The sequence below is a fragment of the Stenotrophomonas sp. 80084_Sma genome (assembly GCF_056481995.1).
This window is the reverse complement of record NZ_CM151177.1, coordinates 3,182,536-3,203,509: the sequence shown is the minus strand read 5'-3', so window position 1 is coordinate 3,203,509 and position 20,974 is coordinate 3,182,536. Positions and strand designations below refer to the sequence as shown.

The window sequence follows — 20,974 nt, the reverse complement described above, 5'->3', positions numbered from 1 at the left end:
TTTTGGGGTGTTACAGGCCGCAGGCAGCTGTCAGCCAGGCTGGAGCGCCACGCGGGACATGTTCAGCACGGTTGCGTGTCAGGCATCCGGCGATGGCCGGGAAGGCCGGTGAGCCGCTAACATGGCCGCCCCGCGGGCGGTGGTCGCGCACTGTGCCGGATTCGTCGGAAGCTGGGCTTCTGGCCCTGAGTAACTTCCAACGAAATCAATCCCTTATCTCGCCCCCCGAGTGTAACAGAATAAACAGCCTGATGACTGCCCAAGACCCCACCAAACCCGCTGGCGACAAGCCTTCCGTGCGCATGATCACCGTTCCCGCCGACCGTGCCGGCCAGCGCCTGGACAACTTCCTGCTCGGCCAGCTGAAGGGTGCCCCGCGCAGCCTGGTCTACAAGCTGGTGCGCAGCGGCCAGGTACGGGTGAATGGTGGCCGCGCCAAGGCCGAACGCAAGCTCGAGGCGGGTGATGAGGTGCGTGTGCCGCCGGTCCGTCTCACCGAAGAGGGAGACAAGGCCGGTCCGCCGGAGGCGTTCATGCGCCGCCTGGAGCAGGCCATCGTCTTCGAGGATGCCCGCCTGCTGGCCCTGAACAAGCCGACCGGCGTGGCCAGCCATGGCGGCAGCGGCATCAGTTTCGGTGCCATCGAGACCCTGCGCGCCCTGCGCCCAGGCCAGACCCTGGAGCTGGTCCACCGGTTGGATCGCGACACCTCGGGCCTGCTGATCGTGGCCAAGAAGCGCTCGGCGCTGAGCGAACTGCAGGCGCTGCTGCGTGAAGATCACGGCGCCGGCATCCGCAAGCGCTACCTGACCCTGCTGGCCGGGCGCATGCCCGACGGCGTGATGACGGTCGATGCGCCGCTGCACGTGGGCCTGCGCCAGGGCGGCGAGCGCCATGTGCAGGTCAATGCGATCGGCAAGGAATCGATCAGCCACTTCCGTGTGCTGGAGCGTCGCGGTGGTCATTCCTACTGCGAAGTCCGCATCGAGACCGGCCGTACCCACCAGATCCGCGTGCATGCCCAGCATCTGGGGCATCCGGTGGCCGGTGACGACAAATACGGCGATCCTGCGGTCAACAAGCGGCTTCGTGAGCAGATCGGGCTGAAGCGTCTGTTCCTGCACGCGGCCTCGCTGGAGTTCGCGCTGGACGACGGCAAGAGCCCGTACGTGCTGAACGCACCGCTGGCCGATGAGCTGGTCGAGGCGCTGGACCGGTTGCGCTGAAGCTGGCGCCGGGCCGTGCCCGGCGCTCCCGTTGTAGAGTCGAGCCATGCTCGACTGGCTTTTCGCGCGCCCCGGCCGAAGAGCAGTCGAGCATGGCTCGACTCTACGGGGCGGGTCGCAAACCCCTCACCACTTGAACAGCACCAGGCTGATCGCCAGCGTGCCCATGCCTGCCACCAGCCCGTACACCGTTTCGTGGCCCTTGGCATAGCGCTTGGCCGCCGGCAGCAGTTCATCCAGCGCCAGGAACACCATCACGCCGGCGATCAGCCCGAACACCCAGCCGAAGGTGGCGTGCGACAGTGATCCGGACAGTAGCCAGTAGCCCAGCGCCGCGCCTACCGGTTCGGCCAGGCCCGACAGCAGGCTGGCGCTGAACGCGTAGAACTTGTTCTGGGTGGCGAAGTACACCGGCACCGCAATCGCAATGCCCTCGGGGATGTTGTGGATGGCGATGGCGAAGGCCAGCGGCATGCCGACCGACGGACTCTCCAGCGTGGCAAAGAAGGTTGCCAACCCTTCCGGGAAGTTGTGCGCGGTGATCGCGATCGAGGTCAGCAGGGCAACCCGCTTCAGGTACTCGCGGCTGTTCTCGCGGAACGCCGGGTCCTGCTTGTCCAGGCTGTCATGCGGGTTGGGGATGAAGTGGTCGATCAGCACGATCACGATCACGCCCAGCAGGAAGGCCAGAGTGCCGTAGGTGAAGCCGGTGCGCTCGCCATAGGCCAGTGCGAACGAGGCAATGGACTTGTTGAGGATCTCCGACAGCGACACATAGACCATCGCACCGCCGGCGAAGGCCAGGCCGAAGGCCAGCAGGCGCGGGTTGGGGCGGCGCGAGAACAGCACCAGCAGGCTGCCGATGGCGGTGGCCAGGCCGGCCGCGAGGGTGACCGCCAGTGCGATCCAGACATTTTCGGGGGGAATCTGCAGCATGTACCGACGCGGTCCTGGTCAACAGACAACCGCCCCGGATGAACCCGGGGCGGGGAGGGCGAGGCGGGCGTCGGCTGGCCTCGTCGGGGCGCGCGCGATCAGCCGCCGCGGCGCAGGCGTTCTTCGATGGCGAAGCACTGGTCCGGCTTCGGCTGCGGCGGGTTGAAGCTCACCGGCACCTGGATCGTGGCCGGCACGGGCTGGCCGTTGCGGGTGGCGGCATTGAACTGCCAGCCCTGTACGGCGGTCCTGGCCAGCTCGTCCAGCTGGGGGTTGCCGGCGCCGGTCAGCAGAGCCACTTCGCTCGGCTTGCCGTCGGTGCCGATGGTCACCTTGAAGGTGCTGGTGCCGCCCACACCCATGCAGGCCAGCTCAAGCGGGTACTGCGGCGGCGGTGTCTTCACCGCAGCCACTTCGGTGGGCGGCGGCGGTGGCGGTGCCGCTGGTTCGGACGCGCCACAGCCGGCCAGGCCGGTCGCAGCGATCAGGGACAGGCTCAGCAAACGTACGTTCATGGCAGTTGCTCCGTCAGGGCCGAAGTCTTCGCCGCACAGATGAAGTCGTTCTCGCTCAGGCCGCCCACATCGTGGGTGGAGAAGCGCACGACCGCGCGATCGTAGTGCACGCCCAGGTCCGGATGGTGGTCCTCGCGATGGGCGATCCAGGCCAGCGCGTTCACGAAGGCCATGGTGGCGTAGTAATCCTTGAAGCGGAAGGTGCGCGACAGGGCCTGGCCGCCCTCGCTCAGCTCCCAGCCGGGAATCTGCGGCAGCAGTTCGGCCAGGCGGGCTTCGCCAAGCTTGTGATCGCTGCCTTTGCGCGGCACGCAACGGGCCTGGGCCAGTGGAATCAGGTCGGCCATGGGAATCTCCACCTCGTGTTGACTGAACAATGCGCCGGACGGTGTATAAACCGAATGAGCGGTTGACGCTTACTTGGCTAGAATAGCCTGATGATCCAGATCTCCGACACTGCCCAGACCCATTTCCGCAAGCTGATCGAACGCGAGGGCGTGCCCGGCATGGGCGTGCGCTTGAGTGCGGTCGAGCCCGGCACCCCGCGCGCCGATGCCCGGCTGGAGTTCGCCGAACCGACCGACCTGCTCGGTGACGAGTGGGCGGTGGACTGCGATGGCTTCACCCTCTACGTCGATGCGAGCAGCGTCGGCTGGCTCGATGGCGCCGAGATCGACATCGTCGCCGGCACCGCCGGTACCCAGCAGTTGACCATCAAGGCGCCGCGCATCAAGGGCGAGGCCCCCGGCGATGCCGCTTCGCTGGTCGAGCGCGTGCACTGGGTGGTGGAAAACGAAGTCAATCCGCAGCTGGCCTCGCATGGCGGCAAGGTGGCCGTGCAGGAAGTCTCGTCCGACGGCGTGGTGCTGCTTCGCTTCGGTGGTGGCTGCCAGGGCTGTGGCATGGCCGACGTGACGCTCAAGCAGGGCATCGAGAAGACCCTGATGGGCCGCGTGCCGGGCGTGACCGCCGTGCGCGACGCGACCGACCATGACAGCGGCCACGCGCCGTATATCCCGCGCGGCAACGTCGCCTGACCGCTGACGCGTGCCTCTGACCCGGGCCGAGCAACTCATCGAACTGCTGCTGGCCCGCCAGCAGCCACGCGCCGTCCTCGAGAAGTCCACGCGCCTGCCCTATGGCTGGGCGCTGTGGCTGCGCTCGCTGGGCCCGCTGCCGCGGCCGTTCCACGCCCGCGAAGTGATTGCGGTATTGCTGCCGCGCCCGCTGCCTGGGCCGCCGGGCCAATCACCCCGGCTGTCGCCGTGGCAGGCGCTGCGCCGGTTGTTCTGGCAGGACTGGGACGCTGCGCCGCGCGATCAGCGCTGGATGCGCTGGACCTCGGCGTTGGCCAGCGCGCTGCTGCACCTGCTGTTCTTCATGCTGCTGCTGTGGGTTGCGGTGATCCGCACCACGGCACCGGAAGCAGAGGGCGCCGAAGGCGAGCGTGTGCAGGTGGAATTCGTCGGCCGCGCCTCCCAGGAGGGCGGAGGCGATCAGCCGGGTGCCGAGGCGGCTGCGGCTGCACCGGCCGGCCAGGTTGCCGCCGGCCAGGCAGCAGGGGCCGCGACTGCACCTGAGCCGCGTCCTGCGGCCGCGTCGGCGCCTGCGCCTGCACCTGCACCGGCTCCAGCACCGACAGCCAGCGCGCCGTCGCCGCCGGCCGAAGCCGAGCCGGCCCCGCTTGCGGCCCCGCCACCGTCGCCGGTGCAGGCCACCGAAGTGGCGCAGGCCAGCACGGATTTCGTGGTGCCGCCGGTCAGCGTGCCGCGCACCGAGGTCAGCATCGTGCCGCGTGACACCACACCCACGGTGCGCGAGCGCAGCGTGCAGCCGGTGCAGGCGCCGCCAACCCCAACCGCGATGCGTGCGCCGCAGATCGCGGTGCGGACGCCGCAGCTGCGTGACATCCCGGTGCAGGAGCGCGAAGTCAGTACGGTCGATGCACCGGCGGTGTCGCAGCCACTGCGCACGGCCGATGTGCAGGTGCGCGTGCCGCAGCGCGACGTACAGGTGCGCGAGCGAGAAGTGCAGGCGGTGGTTGATCCGCAGGTGCGGATGGCGACCGTCGCCGGTCGCGAACCGGCAGTGCATGCGCCGGCGGGTCGTGACGTACAGGTGCGCGAGCGCGAAGTAGCCTCGGCACCGGTGGCAGCCCCTTCGTCTTCCAGTGGCAATGCACCCGCGGCAACGCCCGCGCCGGCGGCCAATGGAAGCGCGACGCAAGCGAGCAGCAACACTGCGCGGCCTGCTGCATCCAGCACGACCCCGGCCCAGGCTGGAGCGCGCCCGGCCCCCAATCCGGGCAACTGGGCCACGCCCGCCAGGGGCGATGACTGGGGTGCATCGAGCCGCAACCAGGACGGCGCCGACAAGGGCGCCCGCCAGGCCAGTACCAGCGGCAAGGGCAGTGGCCTGTTCAATGCCGATGGCAGCGTCCGCGTGCCGGGCCAGGAAGGCGAGGGGCGTGCCGAGCGCGGTGCGCCAGGTGGCGCCAACGACGGCTGGAGCAAGGAACGCATCGCGCAATCGGGCACCTGGCTGAAGCGACCGCCGTACGACTACACGCCCACTTCGTTCGACAAGTACTGGGTGCCGCAGGAATCGCTGCTGGCCGAATGGGTGCGCAAGGGCGTCAAGGCTATGGAGATTCCGTTGCCAGGTACCAGTACGAAGATCTCCTGCGTGATCTCGATTCTGCAGGCCGGCGGTGGCTGCGGACTGACCAATCCGAACATGCAGGACCAGCCAGCGGTGGCACGACCGCCGCCGGACATCCCGTTCAAGAAAGAGCTGCAGGAAGACAACGGGAGCCGCTAACGGCTCCCGTTGTCCACGCATGTTTCCTTATCCCCGCGCCGTTGGCGCGCCCCCTTGAACAACAAGGGGGCTTTTCGATGGACCCATCGCGGGATGTGACGGCCATGCTGGCGCGCTTTGGTAGGTGCCAACCTTGGTTGGCACAGAAGCGCCGACCAGGGTCGGCCTCTACCTGGGCGGTGACCTCACGCGCTCTGCGACAGAAACATCCAGAACGGCAGGTCTCCGCCAACCCACTGGCCGGCCCGCGCTTTGGTAGGTGCCAACCTTGGTTGGCACAGAAGCGCCGACCAAGGTCGGCATCTACCGGATGCACGTGCGCCGACCAGGGGCGGCCTCTACCTGGGTGGTGACCTCACGCGCTCTGCGACAGAAACACCCAGAACGGCACGTCTCCGCCAACCTGCTGGCCGGCTCGCACTTTGGTAGGTGCCAACCTTGGTTGGCACAGAAGCGCCGACCAAGGTCGGCATCTACCGGAGCACGTGTGCCGACCAGGGCCGGCCTCTACCTGGGCGATGACCTCACGCGCTCTGCGACAGAAACACCCAGAACGGCACGTCTCGGCCAACCCAGTCGCGGCTGGCTTCGTCCATTACGTCCAGCAACGTGTCGAAATCCTTCTGCGTGGAGGCGCGCAACGTGTCCACGTCGGCCAGGAACAGCGCGTAGCCGTTGGCCGGCAGCCACTGCAGGTCGCGCAGGTTGTCCGACAGCGCATCCCAGTTGCCGCCGAAGCCGGCAGGGAAATCCAGTTGCGCGGCCAGCCGGGCCAGCAGGGTGCGCTTGTCGGCCACGCCTTCCAGGTCGATGCGGATCACCTTCAGCCCGGCATCGCGCATCGCCGCGGCCAGTGCGCCGATGTCGTCGCTGTCGATGGCGTAAACGCCTGCATTGTTGATGTCATGCAGGCCGAGGCCGAAATCATCGTGGCTCATCACTGCGCTCCCTGGGCCGGTACGGTGAAGCTGCGGAACGATTCGTAGTGGTCGTCGGTGTAGTACCACGCCTCCGGTGGATCGCCGCCGGTGACGATGCGGCGAGCGCCACGGGTGCGCGCACCGGGGGTGTCGACGGTGTATTCGCGGTAGTAGCCGCGCGGGCGCTGCGGCAGCTGCTGTTCGCGGTTGCCGAATGTGCTGCCGTCCTGGCGGTGCGGGAACGGGCCGCCACGCTGGATCAGGGCGATGGTCTGCCGGGCTTCGGCGGGCAGGAACGCGGGCAGGCCGTTGTCGTTACCGCTTGCGGCCGTGGCCGGCGCGCGCGCGGCAGGCGCACCCTGCAGGTCCGGCGCGAACTGCGGCGCCGGCGGGCGCTGCATGAAATGGTTGGCGACCAGGCCGAGCAGCAGCAGGGCGATGGCGGTGATCAGCAGCCGGGGGTTGCGCATGGGCAGGGACGGGCGAGGGTGGTGCGGGCACTGTAGCGCCTGTGCGCTGCACGGTGCATGAGGACGGCGTCGCGTCACTGCCGCGTAACAATTGCCGTCGTGCTCACTGGCAGGACGCAATTTCCTTTACATCCCCCTTGGTAATCTGGCGGTCTGTCCCCATCATTCACCGCGCAACGCCCGACACCGTCGGGTGCCCTCGCAATCAGGAGATGCATCATGGCCTATACCCTGCCCAAGCTGTCCTACGACTACGACGCGCTGGAACCGCATATCGATGCGGCGACGATGGAAATCCATCACACCAAGCATCACCAGACCTACATCAACAACGTCAACGCGGCGCTGGAAGGCACCGAGTACGCTGACCTGCCGGTCGAAGAACTGGTGAAGAAGCTCAAGTCGCTGCCGGAGAACCTGCAGGGTCCGGTGCGCAACAACGGTGGCGGCCATGCCAACCACTCGCTGTTCTGGACCGTGATGGCTCCGAATGCTGGCGGCAACCCGGTGGGCGACGTGGCCAAGGCCATCGACAAGGACCTGGGCGGCTTCGACAAGTTCAAGGACGCCTTCACCAAGGCGGCGCTGACCCGTTTCGGCAGCGGCTGGGCGTGGCTGAGCGTGACCCCGGACAAGAAGGTCGTGGTCGAGAGCACCGGCAACCAGGACAGCCCGCTGATGGAAGGCAACACCCCCATCCTCGGCCTGGACGTGTGGGAACACGCGTACTACCTGAAGTACCAGAACCGTCGTCCGGAATACATCGGCGCGTTCTTCAACGTCATCGACTGGAACGAAGTCGAGCGCCGTTACCAGGAAGCGATCGCCTGATCGCGGTAACGGGATGAACTGAAAAGGCCGGGGGAGACCCCGGCCTTTTCTGTTGCAGGAGTCATTCGGTAGTGCCGGCCGCTGGCCGGCAATCGTGTGGTACCCGAGGAGCCGGCCAGCGGCCGGCACTACCTATTCGGCCGTGGCCGTATCACCCTGCAGCCGCAGCGTAGCCATCACGCCCAGGCGCAGGCCGGGCAGGTCGCCGTCGGCTGGCAACAGGATCGGCTGCTGGCGGATGCCGCCGAAGTGCTTGACCTGGAACAGCACATCCAGGCCATGGCCACTGCTGCCACCGCCACTGGCCGCAGGCGCCTCGGCGCGGCCGCCGGGATTGCGCCGGGCCGGCTGGAAGCCGGGCGTGCTGCGCACCAGTTCCACAGTGTTGGCGGAGAAATCGCCGGCGATCAGGCTGGGCATGCCCTCGGCGGTGGCGCCGATCCAGGTCATCAGGTCGCTGGTCTGATGCTGGCGGGCGGTGGCCTCGTCCGGGTCCGGGCGCAGCCGTGCCACATAGATGTTGACCAGTGCCTCGCCCAACTTCAGCCGCATCATGCCGGCGGCGCTGAAGGTGCCGGGTGGGTGCAGCAGGGTCACGCCATCCTCGCTGACCGGCAGCCGGGTCAGCATCGCGTTGCCATGCCGCAACGGCTGGCTGGGCGGATCGGCGGTAACGAAGTCGCAGCTGTAGCGCAGCCGGCTGGCCAGCCAGCAGGCCGGATTGCGGCCCTGCTGCTGCAGCACCTGCTGCACCGAGATCACGTCCGGCTGCAGGTCGGTCAGCAACTGTGCGACCTGCTCACGGCGCAACTTCCATTGCGCGTCATCGCGGCTGGGCAGTTCCAGTGCGGCCACGGTGAGTTGCCGGGGCTCGCTCTCGCTGGCGGCGGTGGCCGTTGCCTGCGGCCGCGCCTGTGCCTGCAACGCCATCAGCAGCACCAGGCAACTGAGCAGGAGACGGGCGGGGGCGAGGGGGCGCATAACGATAAGTTTACGCTTTTGTCGTGCAGGTGCCGTGACTTCCGGCACGGAGTGTCGCTGCCTGCCATGGATTGGCACCGTTGTCATGCAGCCCTGCAGCGTGCTTCGCAAGCCCTGCTTCCGGTAATCTTGCGCCTTTCGCTTTGCAGGATTGCCTTACAGGATGAGCCACGACGCAGTTGCCCCCATCGCCGGCCAGGGAAAGATGCCGCGCCAGATCCCGTACATCATCGGCAATGAGGCCTGCGAGCGGTTCAGTTTCTACGGGATGCGCAACATCCTGGTGCAGTTCCTGATCACCTCGCTGCTGCTGCAGGAAATCACTGCGGAAGGCCGTGCCGGTGAAGCCAAGGACATCATGCACAGCTTCATGATCGGCGTGTATTTCTTCCCGCTGCTCGGAGGCTGGCTGGCCGACAGGTTCTTCGGCAAGTACCACACCATTCTCTGGTTCAGCCTGGTCTACTGTGCCGGCCACCTGTGCCTGGCGCTGTTCGAGAACAGCCGCGAGGGCTTCTTCCTCGGCCTGGGCCTGATCGCGCTCGGTGCCGGTGGAATCAAGCCGCTGGTGGCCTCGTTCATGGGCGACCAGTTCGACCAGAGCAACAAGCACCTGGCCAAGATCGTCTTCGACGCCTTCTACTGGATCATCAACTTCGGCTCGCTGTTCGCCTCGCTGCTGATCCCGCTGGTGCTGAAGAACTGGGGCCCGCAGTGGGCGTTCGGCATCCCGGGCATCCTGATGTTCATCGCCACCTTCGTGTTCTGGCTGGGCCGCAAGCGCTACGTGCTGGTGCCGCTGCCGCCGAAGGATCCGCATTCGTTCGCCAACGTGGTGCGTACCGCACTGACCACGCGCGTGGCCGGCCAGGGCCGTCCGGGCCTGGTGATCGCCGTGCTCGGCCTGGTGCTGGCAGTGGCCTCGTTCGGCCTGGTTGGCTCGTTGGGCATTGTCATCTGCCTGTGCCTGGCGCTGGTATCGATCCTGGCCGGTATCGGCGGTGGCACCTGGCTGCAGCTCGATCGCGCCCGTGGCCAGCATCCGGCCGAAGCCGTCGAAGGCGTGCGCTCGGTGCTGCGGGTGCTGGTGATCTTCGCGTTGACCACGCCGTTCTTCTCGCTGTTCGACCAGAAGGCCTCGACCTGGGTCCTGCAGGGCCAGCAGATGCAGATGCCGAGCTGGTTCACCGCCTCGCAGATGCAGGCACTGAACCCGCTGCTGGTGATGATCCTGATTCCGTTCAACAACCTGGTGCTGTACCCGGCCCTGCGCCGCTTCGGCTTCGAGCCGACCGCGCTGCGCCGCATGACCGCCGGCATCGCCTTCAGCGGCCTGGCCTGGATCGTGGTCGGCGGCATCCAGGTGGTGATGGACGGGGGCAACGCCATGTCGATCTTCTGGCAGATGCTACCGTACGCGCTGCTGACCTTCGGTGAGGTGCTGGTCTCGGCCACCGGCCTGGAGTTCGCCTACAGCCAGGCGCCGCAGGCGATGAAGGGCGTGGTGATGAGCTTCTGGAACCTGACCACAACCATCGGCAACCTGTGGGTGCTGCTGTCCAACGCGGCGGTGCGCAACGATGCGGTGACCCACAAGATCGCCAGTACGGGCCTGAGCGAGGCGGCGTTCCTGATGTTCTTCTTCGCCGGTTTCGCCTTCGTCGCGGCGTTGGCCTTCGGTTGGTACGCGAAACGCTATCGTATGGTCGACAACTACCGTAGCGCCTGAGCCTGACATGACCCCCGTCAATCTGCTGTTGATCGCCATCACCGCCATCCTGTCGTGGATGGCGTTCAACAACCGCAAGCTGGCCGACCGCCTGATCCTGTGGCCGCCGGCCATCGACCGTCACCGCCAGTACGACCGGCTGGTGACCTATGGCTTCATCCACGCCGACTGGTCGCACCTGATCTTCAACATGATCACCCTGTTCTTCTTCGGGGGATTCATCGAGAGCGTGATGGTGCAGCTGACCGGCAGCTACCTGACCTACCCGGCGTTCTACATCGGTGCGCTGCTGGTCTCGATCCTGCCCAGCTACCTGAAGAACCAGAAGAACCCGAACTATCTCAGCCTGGGTGCGTCCGGTGCGGTGTCGGCGGTGCTGTTCGCCTTCATCTTGATCAAGCCGTGGTCGATCATCCTGGTGTTCTTCATCCCGGCGCCGGCCATCGTCTACGCCGCGTTCTACGTCGGCTACAGCATCTGGATGGACAAGCGCGGCGGTGACCGCATCAACCACAGCGCGCACCTGGCAGGCGCGGCGTTCGGCGTGATCTTCATGCTGGCCATGCAGCCGAGCATCTTCACTCACTTCCTGCGCGAACTCTCCAACCCGACCTTCCGCCTCGGCGGCGGTTGATGACGGGAGCGGGGCGGATCGGCAGCGATCCGCCCCCGCTGTTTCAGAGCGTGGGCTGCTGACCGTAGGTATCCAGCAGGCGGGCGAACACTTCTTCGCCGATGCGCTGGAAATCCTGGTCCTGGGTCTGCCCCTCCACGGCCAGTTGCAGCAGGCCCTCCAGCAGGGCGCGGTCGGTATCTGAATGGGAATCGCTGGGGTGCATCGGAGCCTCCGCGGTGGTGCGCATGATCAACTGTCGCAAGGGCCGTGCCAGCCTGGCCGTACCCCTCCACAGGCGATAGCGGCCGCCAGTGCTCCAGCTTGAGGGTCGCAAACTGACGTGAATGGAACGGACTTGCCCCTGTTCAGGCTTCACGCGATCATGGCGCCCGGCTGCGCACCATCCACGCAGTCGCCGCAGGAGACAGTTCCATGGCTTCGGTCACGCCCCCCGGTCTGGCCTACGAGGTCGAACACGACCTGGCCAACCATCGCTTCACCGCCCGTGTGCGCGGACAGCTGGCGGTGCTGGACTACCATATCAAACGCAGGCGCATGGTCATCACGCATACCGAGGTGCCCGAGCCGATTGCCGGCCGAGGCATCGCCGGTGAGCTGACCCGTGTGGCGCTGCGTTTTGCCCGTGAGCAGAAGTACAAGGTGGTGCCGGCGTGTTCCTACGCCGAGGCCTTCCTGCAGCGGCATGAGGAATACCACGACCTGCTCGTTGGCTGAATGCCAGCGGGCCAAGCTTCAGCCATGGCAGGCGATGATGTACAAACATGAACAGGGGATCCCGATGAAGATTGGAAACAACCGGCCATTGCACGGCAGCGTGCTGGCCGGCGTGGTGGGCGTGCTGTTGCTGGCCGGTTGCCAGCGTGAAAGCGAGCCGGCACCGGCGACCGACGCGGCGCCCGCCGCCGAAGCCACCGCCGCAGGCGAAACGCCGGTCACGGAAGCGCCGCTGGACCTGCGCGACGTGATCGAGAACAACGAACGCGAAGTGGTGGGTATCAGCTACCCGGCCGGCATCGACCGCTACCCGGGCCTGGCCCGCGCGCTGCAGAGCTATGCGACGAGTGCGCGCAGTGACCTGCAACAGGCGCTGGACGGGCTGGGCAATGACAAGCCGACCATGCCGTACGAGCTGTCGCTGAGCTTCGAGAAGCTGCTGGAAACCCCGCAGCTGGTGGTGGTCAGTGCTGATGGCAGCCGCTACACCGGTGGCGCCCATGGCGAACCGCTGGTGGCCCGATTCGTGTGGCTGCCGCAGCATCAGCAGATGCTCAGCGCCGAAAAGCTGGTGGCCGATGCCAAGGGCTGGAAGGCGATCAGCGATTTCGTCGCCGACCAGCTGCGTGAACGCGTGGCCACCCGCCTCAGCGGTGAGGACATGGATCCGGCCCAGCTGCAGGAATCGCTGCGCAACGCATCGCGCATGATTGCCGACGGCACCGGCCCGCAGGCCGACAATTTCAGCCAGTTCCAGCCGCTGACCGACGACAAGGGGCAGATCACCGCGCTGCGCTTTGTTTTCCCGCCGTACCAGGTGGGTCCATACTCGGACGGCACCCAGACCGCCGATGTACCGGCGGCGGTGCTGTTGCCGCACGTGGCCAAGGACTACGTGGAGCTGTTCGCACGCGGTTGACCGCAGTCGAGGAGGTGGCGTGGATACAGGGTTGCAGGAGCGGGTCGCCGGCCTGCTGCAGGAAGCCGGGGTCCGCATCGGCGGTACCCAGCCACAGGATATCCAGGTTCATGACCCGCGCTTCTTCGCGCGGGTCATGGCGCACGGCTCGCTTGGCCTCGGCGAGAGCTACATGGACGGTTGGTGGGATGCCAACGTCCTGGATGAATTCCTTGTCCACCTGATGCAGGCGCACCTGGACGAACGGGTGCACGGTTGGCGCGAAGTGGCCGATGCACTGAAGGCGCGCCTGTTCAACCTGCAGGCGGGACAGGGCAGCTACGAGGTGGGCCGCCGCCACTACGACCTCGGCAATGATCTCTACCAGGCCATGCTGGGCCAGCGCCTGGTCTATAGCTGTGGCTACTGGCGCAATGCCGGCGATCTCGACGCCGCGCAGGAAGCCAAGCTTGACCTGGTCTGCCGCAAGCTGGGCCTGCGCCCGGGGCAGCGTGTGCTGGACATCGGCTGTGGCTGGGGCGAAGCCCTGAAGTTCGCCGCCGAGCGCTACGGTGTCAGTGGCGTCGGCGTGACCATTTCGCAGGAGCAGGCCGAGTTCGCCCGCGAACTGTGCGCCGGCCTGCCGATCGAGATCCGCCTGCAGGACTACCGCGAACTGCACGAGCCGTTCGATGCGATCTTCTCGATCGGCATGTTCGAGCACGTCGGCGACAAGAACTACGCCAGCTTCTTCGAGGTGGCCAGGCGTTGCCTGTCACCGCGCGGCCTGCTGCTGCTGCACAGCATCGGCACCAACATCTCGCGGCATCGTACCGACCCGTGGATCGCGCGCTACATCTTTCCCAACTCGATGCTGCCATCGGCGGTGCAGATCACCAAGGCGTTCGAGGGCCGCTTCGTGCTGGAGGACTGGCACAACTTCGGCACCGATTACGACCTGACCCTGCAGGCCTGGCGGCGCAACGTGGAAGCGGCGTGGCCGCGGCTGGATGCGCGCTACGACGAGCACTTCCGGCGCATGTGGCGCTTTTACCTGGCTGGGTCGATGGCCACCTTCCGTTGCCGGCACGCGCAGCTGTGGCAGCTGGTGCTGTCGCCGGAAGGCGTGCCGGGTGGGTACGTGGCGCCACGCTGACAGCCAGTAGATCCACGCCATGCGTGGATGCTTCAACAAAAAACCGCCCGGTCTCCCGGGCGGTTTTCGTTTCAGGCTACCGCGCGGGCGATCAGTTGCCGGCGCCGGTCAGGCCACGCTTTTCCAGCAGCGGTTCGATCTGCGGCTCGTGGCCGGCGAAATCGCGGAACAGTTGCATCGCGTCCACGCTGCCGCCCTTGGACAGCAGGGTGGCGCGGAAGTGGTCGCCGTTCTTGCGGCTCAGGCCGCCGTTGTCCTTGAACCACTTCTGGGTGTTGGCGTCGAGCACTTCCGACCAGATGTAGGCGTAGTAGCCGGCCGAGTAGCCGCCCATGATGTGGCTGAAGTACGGGGTCTTGTAGCGCGGCGGAACCGGCGCGTAGTAGATGCCGTCCTTCTCCAGCGCGGCGCGCTCGAAGGCCATCACGTCCTTGGCGGCCGGCACCTGGTCGGCGCCGATCTGGTGCCAGCGCTGATCAAGCATGGCCGCGCCCAGGTACTCGGTGGTGGCGAAGCCCTGGTTGAACTTGGCCGCTGCCAGCACCTTGTCCAGCAGTGCCTGCGGCATCGCCGAACCATTCTGGTAGTGCTTGGCGTAGTTCTTCAGGATGACCGGGTTGTCCGACCACATTTCGTTGACCTGCGAGGGGAACTCGACGAAGTCACGCGGCACCGAGGTGCCCGAGAAGTACGGGTACTTCACGTTGGAGAACATGCCGTGCAGGGCGTGGCCGAACTCGTGGAAGGTGGTGTTCACCTCGTCCCAGGTCAGCAGGGTCGGCTGGCCGGCCGGCGGCTTCGGGATGTTCAGATGGTTGGCGACCACCGGCTTGAAGCCGGTCAGCTTGGACTGCGAGACGTAGGAGTTCATCCACGCACCGCCGCGCTTGGAGGCGCGTGCATACGGGTCGAAGATGAAGATCGCCAGCTGGCTGCCGTCAGCGTCGAACACGTCGTAGACGGTGACGTCATCGTGGTAGACCGGCAGGTCGGTGCGCTGCTTGAAGGTCAGGCCGAATTCCTGGCCGGCGGCGTAGAACACGCCGTTCTCCAGCACGTTCTTCATCTCGAAGTACGGCTTCAGCTGCGACTCGTCGAAGTTGTACTTGGCCTGGCGCACCTTCTCGCTGTAGAAGGCCCAGTCCCACGGTTCCAGCTGGAAGGTCGGCTTGCGCGCGGCCTTCTGTTCCTTGTCGATCATCGCCTGCAGATCGGCGGCTTCGCGCTTGGCGTTGGCCACGGCGGCCGGAGCCAGCTTGCCGAGCATTGCGTTGACCGCTTCCGGGGTCTTGGCGGTCTGGTTGGTCAGGTTGTAGGCGGCGAAGTTCGGGAAGCCCATCAGCTTGGCCTTGTCGGCACGCAGCTGCATGATGCGCGAGACCAGCGCGGTGTTGTCGAACTCACCGCCGCGGCTGCCGCGGGTGGTCGAGGCTTCGTAGATCTTCTGGCGCAGGGCGCGGTTGGCCAGGTTGGTCAGCGGCGGCTGGCCGGTGGTGTTGAGCAGGGTGATCACGTACTTGCCTTCCAGGCCACGGGCCTTGGCGGCTTCGGCGGCGGCGGCGATCTGCTCCTTGGACAGGCCGTCCAGCTCCTTGACGTCGTCAACGGTGATCGCCGAAGCGTTCACTTCCGACTGCACGTTCTGGCTGAACTTGGTGCCCAGGTTGGCCAGCTCGGCGTTCATCTCCTTCAGCTTGGCCTTGTCGGCGTCGGACAGCTTGGCGCCTGCACGCACGTAGTTGTCGTAGTACTTCTCGACCAGACGCACGCCTTCGGCGTCCAGGCCCAGCTGGCTGCGGGTGTCATACAGCGCCTGGATGCGGGCGAACAGCTTGCCGTTCAGCGCGATCGCATCGCTGTGCGCGGCGAACTTCGCCGAGTAGTCGGCCTGCAGCTTCTTGCGGGTGTCGTTGGTATCGGCGCCGACCAGGCTGAAGAACACGGTGGTCGCACGGTCGAGGATGTCACCGCTCTTTTCCAGGGCGATGATGGTGTTGTCGAAGGTCGGCTTGGCCTTGTTGTTGGCGATCGCCTCCACTTCCTTCAGCTGCTGCGCCATGCCGGCGTCGAAGGCCGGGGCGAAGTCGCTGTCCTTGATCTTGTCGAACTGCGGGAAATGCAGCGGCAGCGGGCTTTCGGCGAAGAACGGATTGGCCTGCTGGGCATGGGTGCTGGCAGCCGGGGTGGCGGCGCCGGCCGAGAAGGCGGGCAGGGCAAGGCCGAGGGACATGGCCACGGCAAGGGCAAGGCGAGTGGTCAAGGTAGGAACTCCGGTAAGGCAAACAAGGGCCCGAGGGTAACCCGGCCGGCGGCGCCCGCACTTGTGTCAAAAGGCATGTTGCCGGGGCTGGGCGCGGGTACCATGCATTCACCGCCCACGGCCCGCTGCCATGACCACTGCCTACGATTTCAGCTTCCGTGACCTCGACGGCCAGCCGCAGGCCCTGGCCCGGTACCAGGGGCACCCGTTGCTGCTGGTCAATGTCGCCAGCCGCTGTGGCTTCACCCCGCAGTACACCGGGCTGGAACAGCTGTGGCAGCAGTATCGCGACCGTGGCCTGGTGGTGATCGGGTTCCCATGCAATCAGTTCGGTGCACAGGAACCGGGCGACGCCGCGCAGATCCGCCAGTTCTGTTCGCTGGACTACCCGGTCAGCTTCCCGCTGTCGGAGAAGATCGAGGTCAACGGCGAGGGGGCTGATCCGTTGTGGGCATGGCTGTCACGCGAGAAGCGCGGCCTGCTGGGTAGCGCCCGCATCAAGTGGAATTTCAGCAAGTTCCTGGTCGACCGCCAGGGGCAGGTGGTGTCGCGCCATGCGCCCACCACCAGGCCGGAGCAGCTGCGCGGCGAGATCGAAGCGCTGCTGTGAGATGAACCCGAAAAGGGGACGGAGGGGATTAAGTCGTTTGTGCACAAACGACTTAATCCCCCTCCGTCCCCTTTTTGCTTATTTCTCGACGAACGCGCGCTCGAACACGTAGTGGCCCGGCTGGCCGATACGCGGCGAGACCTGGAAGCCACGGGCATCGAGCACGCTGCGCAGGTCGGCCAGCATCTGCGGGCTGCCGCAGATCATCGCGCGGTCGTTCTCCGGGCTCAGCTCCGGCAGGCCGAGGGTGCGCTGCATCTCGCCGCTTTCCATCAGCTGGGTCAGGCGGCCCTGGTTGGCGAACGGCTCGCGGGTGACGGCCGGGTAGTACAGCAGCTTGTCGCCGATCATCTCGCCGAGGAATTCATGCTCACGCAGTTCCTTCTCGAAGTAATCGCGGTAGGCCAGGTCCTTCTCGTAGCGCACGCCGTGGCAGAGGATCACCTTCTCGAAGCGCTCGTAGGTTTCCGGGTCCTTGATGACCGACAGCCACGGCGCCATGCCGGTGCCGGTGCCCAGCAGGTACAGGTTCTTGCCGGGGTGCAGATCGCTGATCAGCAGGGTGCCGGTGGGCTTCTTGCCGACCAGCACCTTGTCACCCGGCTTGATGTGCTGCAGGCGCGAGGTCAGCGGGCCGTCCTGCACCTTGATGCTGAAGAACTCCAGGTGCTCTTCCCAGTTGGCGCTGGCGATGGAATACGCACGCAGCAGCGGCCGCGCCTCTGTTTCCAGGCCGATCATCACGAACTGGCCGTTCTCGAAGCGGAAGCCGCTGTCGCGGGTGAGGGTGAAGCTGAAGTAGGCATCGGTCCAATGACGGACCTCAAGCACCGTTTCGGCGCCAAAAGCGGAGGACATGGGCGTATCTATCGGAAGTCGTCGGGGTGATTCTATCTCAAATGAGACAGGTTCTCATTAGGCGGAACGAGAGGCGTTCTCAGCGGTAGCCGGCCGCCTGCAGCTCGAACAGCTCGGCGTAGCGGCCGCCCTGGGCCATCAGCTCTTCATGGGTGCCGCTGGCCTCGATCCGGCCATCGGCCAGCACCAGGATGCGATCGGCCATGCGTACCGAGGAGAAACGGTGGGAAATCAGCACTGCGGTGCGATTATCCGCCAGTTCCCTGAACCGCTGGAACACCTCGAACTCACTTCGCGCATCCAGCGCCGCCGTTGGCTCATCCAGGATCATCACCTGCGCATTGCGCATCCATGCGCGGGCGATGGCGATCTTCTGCCATTGGCCGCCGGACAGGTCCACGCCCTGTTTGAAGCGGCGGCCGATCAGCTGGTCGTAGCCGCCGGGCAGGTCGTCGATCACTTCCTCGGCCATGCCACGCCGTGCGGCGTCGGCGATGCGCGCCTGGTCGTCCATCGCCTCGACCTGGCCGACGCCGATGTTCTCGCCGGCGCTGAGGTTGTAGCGCACGAAGTCCTGGAAGATCACCCCGAGGTTGGCGCGCAGGTCGTCCAGGTCGTAGTCGCGCAGGTCGCGCCCATCGAGCAGGATGCGGCCCTCGTCCGGTTCGTACAGCCGCGCCAGCAGCTTCACCAGCGTGGTCTTGCCGGCGCCGTTCTCACCGACCAGCGCCAGTACTTCGCCGGCCTGCAGCTGGAAATCAAGGTGGCGCACCGCCCATTGCTCGGCATCCGGGTAGCGGAAGCCGACGTTCTCGAACTCGAAGCCCTGCCGGATCGGCTGCGGCACGCGCACTGCACCTTCGCGCGAGTGGATTTCCGGCTGGATCTGGAAGAACGAGAACAGGTCATCCAGGTACAGCGCCTGGCTGGCCACCTGCGAGAACCCGATCAACAGGCCCTCCAGCAGCTGGCGCAGGCGCAGGAAGCTGCCGGCGAGGAAGGTCAGGTCGCCGATCGAGAAGTCGCCGCGCACCGTGCGCCAGGCGATGTAGGCGTAGGCGGTGTAGTAGCCCAGCGTTCCCAGTGCGGCCAGCAGCGTGCCCCAGAACGCGCGGCGCCGGGCCAGGGCGCGGTTGGCCTGGAACAGCGCCACCGACAGGCGCCGGTAGCGCTCCACCAGGAAGCGGTGCAGGTTGTAGATCTTCACTTCCTTGGCCGTTTCCACGCTGGCACCGAGCTGGCGCAGGTAGTCGAGCTGGCGGCGCTCCGGCGTCCACTGGAAGTTGAGGCTGTAGCCGGCCGCGTTGAAGTGCGATTCGCCGATGAAGGCCGGCACCAGGGCCAGCGCCAGCAGCAGGATCAACCACGGCGCGTAGACCAGCAGGCCGACGGCGAGGCTGGCCACGGTGATCGCGTCCTGCACCTGGCCGAACAACTGGCTCATCAGGTTCATCCGGCCCATGGTCTGGCGTCGCGCACGGTCCAGCTTGTCCTGCAGGTCCGGGTCCTCGAAGTCCTCCAGATCCAGCGTTGCCGCGTGTTCCATCAACCGGATGCTGGTGACGTTGGCGAACAGTTCCGAGAGCAGGGCATCGGCGTAGCTGACCAGCCGGCCGAGCAGATCCGAGGCGATGGCCAGGCCGAATTCCAGCGCCAGCAGGCCCAGCAGCGGATTCAGTATGCCGCTGGACAGTGCTTCGCCCAGCGGCGGGAAGCCAGCGTCGTGCTGGCTCAGGTTCAGGGCGCTGTCGATGATCAGCTTGCCGACGTAGAGCATCGCCACCGGCAGCAGCGCACGGATCAGGCGCAGGCCAAGGCTGGCCAGGGTGAGCGCGGGGCTGGTCTTCCAGACCATGCGCAGGAACGGTGGCAGGTTGCGCATCGCCCTGAAGCGCTGGCGCAGGCTGGGTTTCTTCGCGGCGGCAGCGCCAGCGGTGGGGGTAGCAGGCATGTGCGTATTGTGCGCGCCCTGCGCGTGGCGGAGGCATGAACGGGGCGCATGCCTGCCATGCGCCGGCAGGGCAGCGCGTCGGCGCCGCCTGCGCGCTCAGTCCAGCGCAGCCAGCAGCGCAGGATGGTGAGCGAACCAGAAGCGCAGGGCCCCGCTGTCGATGCCGTAGGCGCCTTTCCAGAAATCGACGGGATAGCTCCAGTCCGAAGAGCGCGACGTGCGCGGTGCCAGGCCGACCCGGGTGAAGCGTTGCGCCAGGCCGGGATGCTCGGGGGTCTGCAGCAGCCCGGCATGGCCCAGGGCATCCAGCAGGTGACGCGCCTGCTCGACGGACAGTTTCAGGCCCGGCAGCGCGCGCACGCGTTTGACGATGATCGACGGGGTGTCCTTGGCGTCGCTCTCGTGGTGCAGCAGCCGCAGCAGTGCCACCAGTGTGCTCATGTCGCCGGGCGCCCGTCTGGGCGTCAGATTGTGTTGTTCCAACAGGAAGGTGATGGCGTTTACGCTTCCGCCGAGCACGACCCCGATGTTGTGGCGGACGCGCGCCCAGGTGGTCGGGTCGAATCTGCCTTCGCGGACCTGGCCGCAGACCGCACAGGCGAGGCTGGGGTGTGGCTGCTCCTGATGCCTGGGGAAGTGCACCATGAACGCATACGCCGACAGCCCGGCGCGCAGGTCGCTGCGGTTCTCCTGCACGCCGAGGATGAAGTTGTCTGCCACATGCTGGCGGTCGGCGCGGGCATAGGCGGCGAACATCCGCACCTGGAGGGCCTCATGGCCCGGATGTTCGACGGGCCACAACAGTCCATGCCGTTCAAGCGTCGACAGGAGTTCGGGCGGCGCGGTGTCCCGCTCCCGGTACTGGGTCAGCGCCTTCAGCGCCTCCTTGCTGGGCGTGTCGGGGGCTTCGTCGGCCATGACGTTCGGATGCTTCCTGCGGGGCAGGTACAGTGCCCGGCGGTCCAGGCACTGTCAACGAAGCGCTCAGGGCAGCGGCGGCAGCAGCCCGGCGCCCAGCCGGTTCCAGGCATTGATCACCGCAATGCCCATGCTCAGGTCACTGATGCCCTTCTCATCGAAGTGCGGTGCCAGTGCATCGAACGCCGCCTGTGACGGTGCACCGTCGGTCAGCCGGGTCAGTGCCTCGGCCCAGCCCAGCGCCGCACGCTCGCGTGCATCGAAGAAACGGCTTTCGTGCCAGGCCGGCAGGGTATCGAGCTTGCGCGGCTCGATGCCGCCCTTGCGCAGCGTGGTGGCATGCATGTCCATGCAATAGCCGCAGCCGTTGAGCTGCGACACGCGCAGGAACACCAGTTCCATCAGGGTCGGATCAATCGAGCTGTCATGCACCGCCTGGCTGGTGGCCAGCAGGCCCTTGAAGGCTTCGGCGGCCAGGCGGGTATAAGGGACGCGGGGAGAGGCGTGGTCGGACATTTTCGGCTCCACGGCGGCCACGATGGCC

Annotated in this window: 22 protein-coding genes; 10 read left to right on the top strand and 12 right to left on the bottom strand. The window is 66.5% G+C overall.

The annotated features are described in order from the left end of the window. Positions 1–251: 251 nt before the first annotated feature. Positions 252–1,226: an RluA family pseudouridine synthase gene (locus tag ACZK3W_RS14890; protein WP_049401092.1), complete on the top strand. Its 975-nt coding sequence runs from the start codon at positions 252–254 to the stop codon at positions 1,224–1,226. Between the two features lie 126 nt (positions 1,227–1,352). Here the strand turns inward: ACZK3W_RS14890 and zupT are convergent, their stop codons facing one another. The 3 genes from zupT to ACZK3W_RS14875 form a co-directional block, all read right to left on the bottom strand. Next, entirely contained in the window at positions 1,353–2,162 is an 810-nt protein-coding gene (gene zupT / locus ACZK3W_RS14885) for a zinc transporter ZupT (RefSeq protein ID WP_006456115.1), read from the bottom strand. Positions 2,163–2,260: 98 nt separating this feature from the next. After that, complete coding sequence (locus tag ACZK3W_RS14880; protein ID WP_032129663.1) at positions 2,261–2,677, bottom strand: energy transducer TonB; 417 nt, start codon at positions 2,675–2,677, stop codon at positions 2,261–2,263. Next, on the bottom strand, positions 2,674–3,024 hold the full coding sequence (locus ACZK3W_RS14875) for a 4a-hydroxytetrahydrobiopterin dehydratase (protein ID WP_006456031.1): 351 nt from the start codon (positions 3,022–3,024) through the stop codon (positions 2,674–2,676). The genes ACZK3W_RS14880 and ACZK3W_RS14875 overlap by 4 nt, the downstream gene beginning before the upstream one ends. 90 nt (positions 3,025–3,114) lie before the next feature. Here ACZK3W_RS14875 and ACZK3W_RS14870 point away from each other — a divergent pair, with 90 nt between their 5' ends. Together ACZK3W_RS14870 and ACZK3W_RS14865 are read left to right on the top strand one after the other, a co-directional pair. Next, positions 3,115–3,714, top strand: a complete 600-nt coding sequence (locus tag ACZK3W_RS14870) for an NfuA family Fe-S biogenesis protein (protein ID WP_032129662.1) — start codon at positions 3,115–3,117, stop codon at positions 3,712–3,714. A gap of 10 nt (positions 3,715–3,724) precedes the next feature. Next, positions 3,725–5,497 carry a hypothetical protein gene (locus ACZK3W_RS14865; RefSeq protein ID WP_197615982.1) on the top strand — a complete coding sequence of 591 codons (1,773 nt, stop codon included), beginning with the start codon at positions 3,725–3,727 and terminating at the stop codon, positions 5,495–5,497. A gap of 524 nt (positions 5,498–6,021) precedes the next feature. Here ACZK3W_RS14865 and ACZK3W_RS14860 read toward each other — a convergent pair. Both ACZK3W_RS14860 and ACZK3W_RS14855 read right to left on the bottom strand, forming a co-directional pair. Further along, positions 6,022–6,435: a barstar family protein gene (locus ACZK3W_RS14860; protein ID WP_032129660.1), complete on the bottom strand. Its 414-nt coding sequence runs from the start codon at positions 6,433–6,435 to the stop codon at positions 6,022–6,024. Further along, positions 6,435–6,887 (bottom strand): ribonuclease domain-containing protein, encoded by a 453-nt coding sequence (locus tag ACZK3W_RS14855; protein WP_197615981.1) that lies wholly within the window; start codon positions 6,885–6,887, stop codon positions 6,435–6,437. The genes ACZK3W_RS14860 and ACZK3W_RS14855 overlap by 1 nt, the downstream gene beginning before the upstream one ends. Before the next feature lie 219 nt (positions 6,888–7,106). On the opposite strand from ACZK3W_RS14855, the gene ACZK3W_RS14850 reads away from it, so the two are divergent. Then, the gene (locus ACZK3W_RS14850; RefSeq protein WP_197615980.1) at positions 7,107–7,718 is read left to right on the top strand and encodes a Fe-Mn family superoxide dismutase; all 612 of its coding nucleotides are present in this window, start codon (positions 7,107–7,109) and stop codon (positions 7,716–7,718) included. A gap of 132 nt (positions 7,719–7,850) precedes the next feature. Here ACZK3W_RS14850 and ACZK3W_RS14845 read toward each other — a convergent pair whose 3' ends face one another. Next, entirely contained in the window at positions 7,851–8,699 is an 849-nt protein-coding gene (locus ACZK3W_RS14845; RefSeq protein WP_197615979.1) for an endonuclease/exonuclease/phosphatase family protein, read from the bottom strand. A gap of 163 nt (positions 8,700–8,862) precedes the next feature. Here ACZK3W_RS14845 and ACZK3W_RS14840 point away from each other — a divergent pair, with 163 nt between their 5' ends. Both ACZK3W_RS14840 and ACZK3W_RS14835 read left to right on the top strand, forming a co-directional pair. After that, a complete protein-coding gene (locus ACZK3W_RS14840) occupies positions 8,863–10,428 on the top strand; it encodes a POT-type proton-dependent oligopeptide transporter (RefSeq protein WP_032129657.1) in 1,566 nt (521 codons plus the stop codon). A 7-nt stretch (positions 10,429–10,435) separates the two neighbouring features. After that, positions 10,436–11,062 (top strand): rhomboid family intramembrane serine protease, encoded by a 627-nt coding sequence (locus tag ACZK3W_RS14835; RefSeq protein ID WP_010486760.1) that lies wholly within the window; start codon positions 10,436–10,438, stop codon positions 11,060–11,062. A 43-nt stretch (positions 11,063–11,105) separates the two neighbouring features. Here ACZK3W_RS14835 and ACZK3W_RS14830 read toward each other — a convergent pair whose 3' ends face one another. After that, positions 11,106–11,291: a hypothetical protein gene (locus tag ACZK3W_RS14830; protein ID WP_049421514.1), complete on the bottom strand. Its 186-nt coding sequence runs from the start codon at positions 11,289–11,291 to the stop codon at positions 11,106–11,108. A gap of 185 nt (positions 11,292–11,476) precedes the next feature. Here ACZK3W_RS14830 and ACZK3W_RS14825 point away from each other — a divergent pair, with 185 nt between their 5' ends. Genes ACZK3W_RS14825 through cfa form a run of 3 tightly spaced genes read left to right on the top strand, consistent with a single transcriptional unit; the run spans position 11,477 to position 13,833 of the window. Beyond that, positions 11,477–11,779, top strand: coding sequence for an N-acetyltransferase (locus tag ACZK3W_RS14825; RefSeq protein WP_197615978.1), 303 nt, complete (start codon positions 11,477–11,479; stop codon positions 11,777–11,779). Between the two features lie 37 nt (positions 11,780–11,816). Beyond that, a complete protein-coding gene (locus tag ACZK3W_RS14820; RefSeq protein ID WP_049421528.1) occupies positions 11,817–12,698 on the top strand; it encodes a DUF3298 and DUF4163 domain-containing protein in 882 nt (293 codons plus the stop codon). Positions 12,699–12,717: 19 nt separating this feature from the next. Beyond that, the gene (gene cfa, locus ACZK3W_RS14815; RefSeq protein ID WP_197615977.1) at positions 12,718–13,833 is read left to right on the top strand and encodes a cyclopropane fatty acyl phospholipid synthase; all 1,116 of its coding nucleotides are present in this window, start codon (positions 12,718–12,720) and stop codon (positions 13,831–13,833) included. A gap of 91 nt (positions 13,834–13,924) precedes the next feature. On the opposite strand, the gene ACZK3W_RS14810 is transcribed toward cfa, so the two are convergent. After that, positions 13,925–16,093 carry a M3 family metallopeptidase gene (locus ACZK3W_RS14810; RefSeq protein ID WP_180846706.1) on the bottom strand — a complete coding sequence of 723 codons (2,169 nt, stop codon included), beginning with the start codon at positions 16,091–16,093 and terminating at the stop codon, positions 13,925–13,927. Between the two features lie 130 nt (positions 16,094–16,223). Here ACZK3W_RS14810 and ACZK3W_RS14805 point away from each other — a divergent pair, with 130 nt between their 5' ends. Beyond that, positions 16,224–16,703: a glutathione peroxidase gene (locus ACZK3W_RS14805; protein ID WP_121505091.1), complete on the top strand. Its 480-nt coding sequence runs from the start codon at positions 16,224–16,226 to the stop codon at positions 16,701–16,703. 78 nt (positions 16,704–16,781) lie between these two features. Here the strand turns inward: ACZK3W_RS14805 and ACZK3W_RS14800 are convergent, their stop codons facing one another. From ACZK3W_RS14800 to ACZK3W_RS14785, 4 genes are all read right to left on the bottom strand, one after another. Further along, positions 16,782–17,561, bottom strand: a complete 780-nt coding sequence (locus ACZK3W_RS14800) for a ferredoxin--NADP reductase (RefSeq protein ID WP_046984352.1) — start codon at positions 17,559–17,561, stop codon at positions 16,782–16,784. A 79-nt stretch (positions 17,562–17,640) separates the two neighbouring features. After that, positions 17,641–19,512: an ABC transporter ATP-binding protein gene (locus tag ACZK3W_RS14795; protein WP_197615976.1), complete on the bottom strand. Its 1,872-nt coding sequence runs from the start codon at positions 19,510–19,512 to the stop codon at positions 17,641–17,643. Between the two features lie 96 nt (positions 19,513–19,608). After that, the gene (locus tag ACZK3W_RS14790) at positions 19,609–20,430 is read right to left on the bottom strand and encodes a hypothetical protein (RefSeq protein ID WP_197615975.1); all 822 of its coding nucleotides are present in this window, start codon (positions 20,428–20,430) and stop codon (positions 19,609–19,611) included. A gap of 66 nt (positions 20,431–20,496) precedes the next feature. Continuing rightward, complete coding sequence (locus ACZK3W_RS14785; RefSeq protein ID WP_012511595.1) at positions 20,497–20,946, bottom strand: carboxymuconolactone decarboxylase family protein; 450 nt, start codon at positions 20,944–20,946, stop codon at positions 20,497–20,499. Positions 20,947–20,974: the final 28 nt, after the last annotated feature.